Source organism: Streptomyces sp. NPDC002911, assembly GCF_053591835.1.
Window position 1 is genome coordinate 1 of sequence record NZ_JBSFUO010000063.1, and the last position, 7564, is coordinate 7564.

The window sequence follows — 7564 nt, forward strand, 5'->3', positions numbered from 1 at the left end:
GGGTCTCCACCATGTCCGAACACCGAAAACGCGTCAGCCACCAGGCAGTTCCCCCTCAACGACACCTCATCGCCCCAACCGAAACGGCGAGGCTAGTGAGTCCGTACGCGCGAAGATCCTGCCCCGGTGATTCGAGAGGATCCCCCCGTGCTGACCCGTTCCGCCTCCTATCCCGATCGGGAGACCGCTCAGTGGGCCACCCAGCAGGTGGTCACCGCGAACGAACAGGCCGTCCACCGCTGGCTCGCCCAGAACACCCGGTCCCGCGTCACGCCCAAGGGCTACGTCCTGGTCGGGCATTGCTGGAGATTTCAGGACCCCTGCCGGTACAGCCAGCCGCTTGGCCTCCACGACGCGTCGCTCTGCTGGGCGTACACGGCGTTCGTCACGAGCTCGCGCGCGTATGCGGCGTCCAGTCGGCCGGGGCGGAAGAGGATGCGGTACATGATCGGCGCCACGACACGGTCGATCAGCAGTTCCGTCTCGGGCACCGGCTCCCCCCGCTGCACCGCACGAGCCAACACGGCGTCGATCTGCTCTGCGGCATACGCCGAACACTGACCGGCATTGGTTCCGCCGGGGTCGCCGAGCAGGGCGTCCCGGATGTAGGCGCGCCCGGGTGGCGAGGCCATCTCGTCGAGGAACTGTTCCGCCCACGCGTCGAGATCGGCCCGCAGGCTTCCGAGATCGGCCGGATCCGTTTCCGGGCGCAGTCGTTCGACGGCCACGTCGGACAGGAGTTCCTGCAGGTCGCCCCAACGACGGTAGATCGTGGAGGGGGTCACGCCCGCCCGAGTGGCCACCATCGGGACCGTGAGCGCGTCGCGGCCCACCTCCCCCACGAGTTCACGTACCGCCGCATGGACGGACTCCTGTACGCGTGCGCTGCGCCCGCCGGGGCGAGCCATGGGCTTGGGACTCATGCGATCCACCTTAATGCGATTGTGTTGCTTCTAGGCGGTGGCCGGCGTCGGCGACCCGCGGGGCCATGCATCCGGGCGCCCGAGCACGGCGGACGCCCCTGCAGCGACGCGACCGCATGCCGGCTGGAACGTCCGCCTTCCTCAGGCAGCGAGGAAAGCAAGCCGCCCCGCGCCGGCCACCGACTCCTCGTAGACCCGGCCCACACGGAGCACCGTCACGTCGCGGAAGGGGCGCGCCATCAGCTGCATACCGATCGGCAGTCCGGCGCGGTCGTGACCGACCGGCAGGGTGAGGGCCGGGACTCCGGTGATGTTGGCCGGGGCACAGAGGCGGACGTAGCTGTCCGACACGGCCTCGGTCGTGCCATCGGCCCACTCGACGGCTTCCTGCCCCGCCTCGGCTGCGGTCATCGGCACCGTCGGCGCGGCGAGGACGTCGATTCCGTCGAACATGCGAGCCCAGGCGTCTCGCATCATGGTGCGGGCCCGCTGGGCGCGGAGGTAGTCGCCCGCAGAGGTGAGTTCGCCGGCCTCCAGTAGGATGCGAACGTCCGCCGCGTACAGGTCGGGGGTGGCCCGCAGCGACCGCTCGTGGTAGGCGGTGGCCTCGGGAACCATCAGCCCCCACTGAACGGCCTGGATGTAACGCGCCATCGGGATCTCGACATCGACGAGCTCCGCCCCCAGCTCCGCCAGCCGCTCGATCGCGCCGCGTACGGACTCCTCGACCTCGGGCGTGACCCGGTCGAAGTAGTGGTTTCGCGGTACGCCGACCTTCAGTCCTCGCAGGTCGCCTCCCGGGAAGCGGTCCAGCGTCGGGCCGGACACGCTCGCCGGGTCGCGTGGGTCGTGGTCGGCGGTCGCCGACAGTACCAGCGCGACGTCCTGGACGGTGCGGGTGAGAGGGCCCACGTGGTCCAGGGACCAGGACAGCGAGGTCACACCTGTGCGTGGGACCAGGCCGTAGGTCGGCTTGAGGCCCACTACGCCGTTCAGGGCCGCGGGGACCCGGATGGAACCGCCCGTGTCCGTGCCCATGGCGAACGTCGCCCCGCCGGTGGCGACAGCCACCGCCGAGCCGCCGCTCGATCCGCCCGCAACCCGGCTGTGGTCCCAGGCGTTGTTCGTCTGCGGAGTGGTCAGGCCGTAGGCGAACTCGTGCGTGTGCGTCTTGCCCAGGAGGACGGCCCCGGCGGCGCCGAGCCGTTCGGCCACCCGGCTGTCGCGTTCCGCCACGTGCCCCGCCCGGACGCGCGAGCTCGCCGTGGTGGGTATCCCCTCTGCGTCGATCAGATCCTTGAGCGCCATGGGGATCCCGTGCAGCGGCCCACGCGGTCCGCTTCCGGAGATCTCCCGTTCGGCGCGGCCCGCTGCGGCCAGGGCCGCGTCGGCGGCGACGGTGACGTAGGCGCCCAGCCGTCCTTCGACGGCGGCAATACGGGCGAGCACCGATTCGGTGAGTTCGACGGGGGACAGCTCCCGTGCGCGCACCGCACGGGAGGCTTCGGTCAGCGACAGCTCAAACGGTTGCATCGGCGTTACCGTGTCCGGCTCGGTATGAGGACGCGGGAGGGGTCTCGTCGAAATCGAGCTCGCGCAACGTGCTGATCACGGAGTGGATGTAGTTGGCCGTCATGGCCACTCCTTCGTGTCGGCCGTCCCCGAGGGGGAGCCCCGCCCGCAGCGCTCCTCGGGCTGCCTCTTGGGGGGTGAGTTCGCTGGTCATGGCTTCCTTCCGGATCTGTGCGGCGCGACGGGCCGGGGCTGGTACAGGACCTCCGACCACCGCAAAAGCGAATTGTTTGCTTTAGTCGATCGTAGGACCTACGGTGCCTTAAAGCAAACAAATCGCTTTAGCACGGGAAGGGCCCTCATGCAGAGCGTCCCCGCGGGCCTCGCGCCTCCCTGCACCTCCCCATCCGGACGCCTGCCGTTCGCATTGCACGCCTCGATCCTGATCGCGCTGCTCGCCGCATCCAGCGCGCCGACCCCGCTGTACCCCCGCTACCAGGCTCAGTGGCATTTGTCGTCCCTCGACATCACCGTAGTCTTCAGCGCCTACGCTCTTGCACTCCTGATCGCACTGCTGACGACCGGAACCCTTTCCGGCCATGTCGGACGCCGCCCCGTGCTCCTGGGCGCGCTCGCGGTCCAGGTCGCCTCCATGGCGCTGTTCGCGACGGTCGACGGCCTGACCACCCTGATCGGCGCCCGCGTGCTGCAGGGCATCGCGACTGGCGCGGCGACCAGCGCAGCAGGTGCGGCTCTCCTCGACCTGGGAAGTCCCGCCCGGTCGGGTCGCCCCGCTCTGGCCAACAGCATCGCGCCGGTGACGGGCATGGCGGCCGGCGTCCTGGCAGCCACCCTCATGGTGCGCTTCGCCCTCGTTCCGACGACCACGGTGTACGCGGCCCTGATCGCCGTGTACACCGCGCAGGCCATCGCCCTTGTCTCGACGTCCGAGACCGTCCGCCGCCGTCCCGGAGCACTGCGCTCGATGCGGCCCCATCTGGCGCTGCCGTCGGCGGCCGCCCACGCTCTCCTGCTCAACAGCGCCGGCGTCGTCGCCGTCTGGGCACTCGGCGGCTTCTACTCGTCCCTGGGACCGGGCTTCACACGACTCATCTCCCCCGGCGGACCCGAATACGCCGGCGGCATGGTCTTCTTCACGCTGACGGCCGTCGCCGCCCCGACGGTGTACTTCACGCGCAGGATGCGTGCCGACGTCTCCGCTCTGCTCGGAAGCTGCGCGGTGATTCCGGCGGCCGTCCTGACCCTGGGTGCCCTCTATCTCGCCGGCCCCGTACTTCTCTTCGCCGGGGCGGCGCTGGCCGGCTTCGGCTTCGGCTTCGGCTTCGGAGCAGTCTCCCAGGGTGCGCTGCGCGCGGTCGTCGACTCGGTCCCGGCCCGGGAGAAGGGCGGCACGCTCGCCTCCTATCACGTACTCAGCTACCTGGCGATGAGTCTGCCCGCCATCGGCGCCGGCGCCCTCACCGCCGCCTCCGGGTTGCGTGCGGCAGCACTGGCCTGTGCCGGCTGCGTGGCCGTACTGGCGACCGTCGCAGTCGCGACGCTGACCGCGCCGCTGCGCAGTCGGCACCGGACACCGTCCCCGGACGCCCACTCCCGCCCGGCGGCGAGCAACTACACATCCGCCTCACCCGACACACCCGCTCCAGACATCTCCGTCCTCGCGACCCATGACAGGTAAGGAACGTCGCCGTGTTCACCTCATCGCACACGACCAAGTCCACTACTCCCCCCGCCTCTTCCTGGACGGTGGGCAACCACACCGTACGACGCATCGACGAAGTGGTCCTGCCCGCCCAGACCGGTCCGTGGCTGCTGCCCGGGGCAACCACCGACCTCGTAAGCCGGACTCCCTGGCTGAGCCCCGAATTCGCCGACGAACAAGGCGTCCTGCGCCTGGTGAGTCACAGCTTCGCCGTCGAGGTGGACGGCATGCGGGTGCTGGTGGACACGGGCATCGGAAACGGGAAGCGGCGAGCCAACCCCGCCTGGCACAACCTGAACAGCGACTACGAAGCACGGCTACGGGCGGCGGGCTTCGCGCCGGAGAGCATTGACGTCGTGGTCCTGACCCACCTCCACGCCGACCACGTGGGGTGGAACACGCGCGCCGAGGGCGACGACTGGGTACCCACCTTCCCGAACGCGCGCTATCTCACCTCACGCACCGAGTGGTACTACTGGGCGGGTGTCGACATGGAGGAGGCGCGTCGCCAGATGTTCCGGGACTCGGTCCATCCCGTCCGGGAAGCAGGTCTGGTCGACCTCATCGATGTCGCGGACGAGGGCACGGACGTCGCGCCGGGCATCCGCCTGCTGCCCACCCCCGGCCACACACCGGGGCAGGTAGCGGTGGAACTGAGCAGCCGTGGCGAGACCGCATTGGTCACCGGCGACAGCATCCACCACCCGGTCCAGATGGCGCATCCGGAGCTCTGCAGCTGTGTGGACGTCTCTCCCGAACTCGCGGCCAGGACCCGGAATCAGGTGCTCGGCTCACTGGCCGGTACGTCAACTCTCCTGCTTGGGAGCCACTTCCCGCCCCCGACCGCCGGACACGTGCTACGCGAGGACGGCGGGTACCGACTGGTCCCGGCTCCCTCAGGGGGCACGTCCATCGGCGGCTGAAGCGGATCGGAGCACCCGGGACGTGCCGCGCACCGAGTCGCACCGAGTCCGTGCGGGTGACGTCCTGGGCGTCCGCGACCGGACGGCCCGAGAGCTACGAGACTCCTCCGGCATGCGCTCCGTCGTCACCGATGGGGCCGGACGACGTCATGACCGATCACCGGCTTGCGCCCTTTGCGTAAGCCGGCTGTCGGCTGTCCCTCGTGGCGACGACAGTCACGCCGACGCGTCGCGAACGAGGGCAACCTGCCGGCCCCACTCGCCCATCGCCGGCCGAGCAACGCGGCCCTGCTTCAGTCTCACGAATCGAGCGTCATTCGAGCGTCAACAATGATGAATGCACGTCGCCGACATCATTCGCACGAACCGCGCCAAACCCTGTAACCGCAGGTCAGGCGAGTTTGAACAGGCAGTGGGTCTGCCCGACCCGCTGTACGAAGGGAAACAGGTCGAGCAACCCACCCGGACCACAAAACCGCAGGTCAGGCGCCCTATGCGACAGGTTCGAGGATCGCGACGCACTCCACATGGTGCGTCATCGGGAACACGTCATGGAAGGCAAGTGCCGACATAAGTACAGGTCAACGCTGGTTTCGGCCACCTTGATCAGCCTGGCGAACACCCTAGAGCGTCAAACGAGCGTCACGACCATACCCATCAGCGTCCCATCGGGCCGACCGGGCGGACAGCGACCACAGCCTCCTCGTCGGCCTCCGCCGCGCCTGCCTGCAGACAACCGTCGGCAGGTCCAACACGGTTCTGGCATCACAGGATGAGCGAGAGCAGGGCATCGACGCGGCGCCGGTCCTCGCGCTGGGCACACAGGGCCTGATGGACCGCCCGGCCCGCAAGCTGGGGATCGACCCGGGCGAACCGGCCCGGGATGCGCCCCATGGCCACCTCCCGCCAACGGCCGGTGACCTACTCAAACGCTTCTTCTCACCGGGCCATGGATCCCATTCCCTCGCCTCGGACACAGCAGTTGCCTGACCACACCGCCCAGTCCCCCTGAACAGCTCGTCCTCCGGGACCCTGCTCAGCTTTCAAGCAAGTCGTTAATGTATTCGCGGAGTTCAGGTGTCGCCTCCCCGAGTCGGATCTCCCGCAACTGTGCTACATGGTCAACGCCGACATGGCCGGTTGACATCAATTCGAGGATGGCGTGGAGCTCGGCCTCCAGGGTCGAGTTCTCCTTCTCGGAGGCCGCAGCCGCCGCCAGCAGCGTAGCCAACGACGAAGCCTGAGCGGGCGAATAGGCACTCAAGTGATCGGTAACTTCGTCGGCCGCGCGTTCACGCACCGCCGATTCTGTGTCCAGGACCTTGCGCGCCACGTCGATGAATTCACAGGGTTCCATGTGCTCAACCTATTTGCTCAATATGGAAGTGGATACTGACTCGGCCAGGGGATATGTGTACCGTTGGCCGCATCCGGATCGTAATGCGGACTATTCGGGTTGTGGACTTGCCGATGGTACAAAACCCCTGCCTCGTCCTGGTATTTGCCACCGATCACTACCCGATAGACGTCTCCATTCGCCGCATTCGAGCCCGCCGGGGCGGTCCCGTCCTTGTCATGAACTCGGAGCCGAGCTGTGTTTCCCGTCTCAGGGTCTTTCCACTTATACTCGACTCCCTTTTGCGCACCACCGTTGGCGTCCGGTGTGAGTACTCGCATTTCGGCGTCACCAGGAACGATATCAAGTGGGTTGTGATTCCTCAGGTCCCAGCCGCCGTCCTTGATGCGAGGCGGGCAGGGAGCGAGACCGAGCGGATCGACCCATGCATGTGGGTTGAGCACATATGCGACGGGATTGGGTGAGGGCTCCAGGCCGAGCGGGTCCGAGGTCAGGTACCGGGCTGTCGCGGGGTCGTAGTGACGGAAGTAGTTGTAATGCAAGCCCGTTTCGGGGTCGTAGTACTGCCCTGGGAAGCGTAGCGGCGTGTAGGTGGTGCTGTTCGCGGCCCAGGTGGTCATGCCCCAGAGCGTGCTCCGTGTGCGCCACGCGATCCGGCCCTCGCCGTCGACGAGTTCGCTGGGTGTGCCCGTCAGATCCGTGACGATGGCGAAGAAGCGCGAGTCGATCTCTTCCTGCGGGGCATCGGCGGCGGTGATGCGCTCTCTCTGAGCCAGGGGCTGCAGGCCCTGGTGGTCCCATGTAAGGGTGACCGGGTGGGGCAGCTCGGTGGACGTGGTGGTTTGCTCGCACAAGGTCGTTTCGTCCCAGGTGAACACCACCCGTTCGACGACGGTTTCCCCTTCTTCCGCCAGGCGGAGTTTCGCGGTGCGGCGCCCCAGTGGGTCGTAGGTGTAACGCCAGCGGGTGCCCTCTGGGGTGACGACCGAGGTGAAGTTTCCCCTTGATCATGGACACCTGGAGACTGGGACCCAATGCCGTTGCTTGAACTCGACAAGCAGTTCGCGGTGACGCTGGAGGGGCGGGGTCGTTGGGCCAGACATGCATCCTTGGGTGGGGTTGTCCG

7 protein-coding genes and 2 pseudogenes are annotated in these 7564 nt (G+C 67.9%); 3 read left to right on the forward strand and 6 right to left on the reverse strand.

Features of this window, described 5'->3' with window-relative positions:
* Positions 1–147: 147 nt before the first annotated feature.
* Positions 148–273 (forward strand): annotated as a pseudogene (locus ACWD04_RS33490) (RNase A-like domain-containing protein); the annotation flags it as partial.
* Positions 274–311: 38 nt separating this feature from the next.
* Here ACWD04_RS33490 and ACWD04_RS33495 read toward each other — a convergent pair.
* The 3 genes from ACWD04_RS33495 to ACWD04_RS33505 all read right to left on the reverse strand — a co-directional run bounded on the left by ACWD04_RS33495 (position 312) and on the right by ACWD04_RS33505 (position 2649).
* Positions 312–923, reverse strand: coding sequence for a TetR/AcrR family transcriptional regulator (locus tag ACWD04_RS33495; protein ID WP_451137501.1), 612 nt, complete (start codon positions 921–923; stop codon positions 312–314).
* A 141-nt stretch (positions 924–1064) separates the two neighbouring features.
* Positions 1065–2456 carry an amidase gene (locus ACWD04_RS33500; RefSeq protein WP_451137502.1) on the reverse strand — a complete coding sequence of 464 codons (1392 nt, stop codon included), beginning with the start codon at positions 2454–2456 and terminating at the stop codon, positions 1065–1067.
* Positions 2443–2649 (reverse strand): hypothetical protein, encoded by a 207-nt coding sequence (locus ACWD04_RS33505; RefSeq protein ID WP_451137503.1) that lies wholly within the window; start codon positions 2647–2649, stop codon positions 2443–2445. Before ACWD04_RS33505 ends, ACWD04_RS33500 begins: the two co-directional genes overlap by 14 nt.
* A 147-nt stretch (positions 2650–2796) precedes the next feature.
* Between ACWD04_RS33505 and ACWD04_RS33510 the strand changes: the two genes are divergently transcribed.
* Together ACWD04_RS33510 and ACWD04_RS33515 are read left to right on the forward strand one after the other, a co-directional pair.
* Positions 2797–4134 (forward strand): MFS transporter, encoded by a 1338-nt coding sequence (locus ACWD04_RS33510; protein ID WP_451137504.1) that lies wholly within the window; start codon positions 2797–2799, stop codon positions 4132–4134.
* Between the two features lie 11 nt (positions 4135–4145).
* Positions 4146–5081: an MBL fold metallo-hydrolase gene (locus tag ACWD04_RS33515; protein WP_451137505.1), complete on the forward strand. Its 936-nt coding sequence runs from the start codon at positions 4146–4148 to the stop codon at positions 5079–5081.
* A gap of 765 nt (positions 5082–5846) precedes the next feature.
* Here the strand turns inward: ACWD04_RS33515 and ACWD04_RS33520 are convergent.
* The 3 genes and pseudogenes from ACWD04_RS33520 to ACWD04_RS33530 all read right to left on the reverse strand — a co-directional run.
* The gene (locus ACWD04_RS33520) at positions 5847–5975 is read right to left on the reverse strand and encodes a hypothetical protein (RefSeq protein ID WP_451137506.1); all 129 of its coding nucleotides are present in this window, start codon (positions 5973–5975) and stop codon (positions 5847–5849) included.
* 142 nt (positions 5976–6117) lie between these two features.
* Positions 6118–6438 carry a hypothetical protein gene (locus ACWD04_RS33525; RefSeq protein ID WP_451137507.1) on the reverse strand — a complete coding sequence of 107 codons (321 nt, stop codon included), beginning with the start codon at positions 6436–6438 and terminating at the stop codon, positions 6118–6120.
* Positions 6439–6455: 17 nt separating this feature from the next.
* Positions 6456–7430, reverse strand: a pseudogene (locus tag ACWD04_RS33530) (polymorphic toxin type 30 domain-containing protein); the annotation flags it as partial.
* Between the last annotated feature and the right edge of the window lie 134 nt (positions 7431–7564).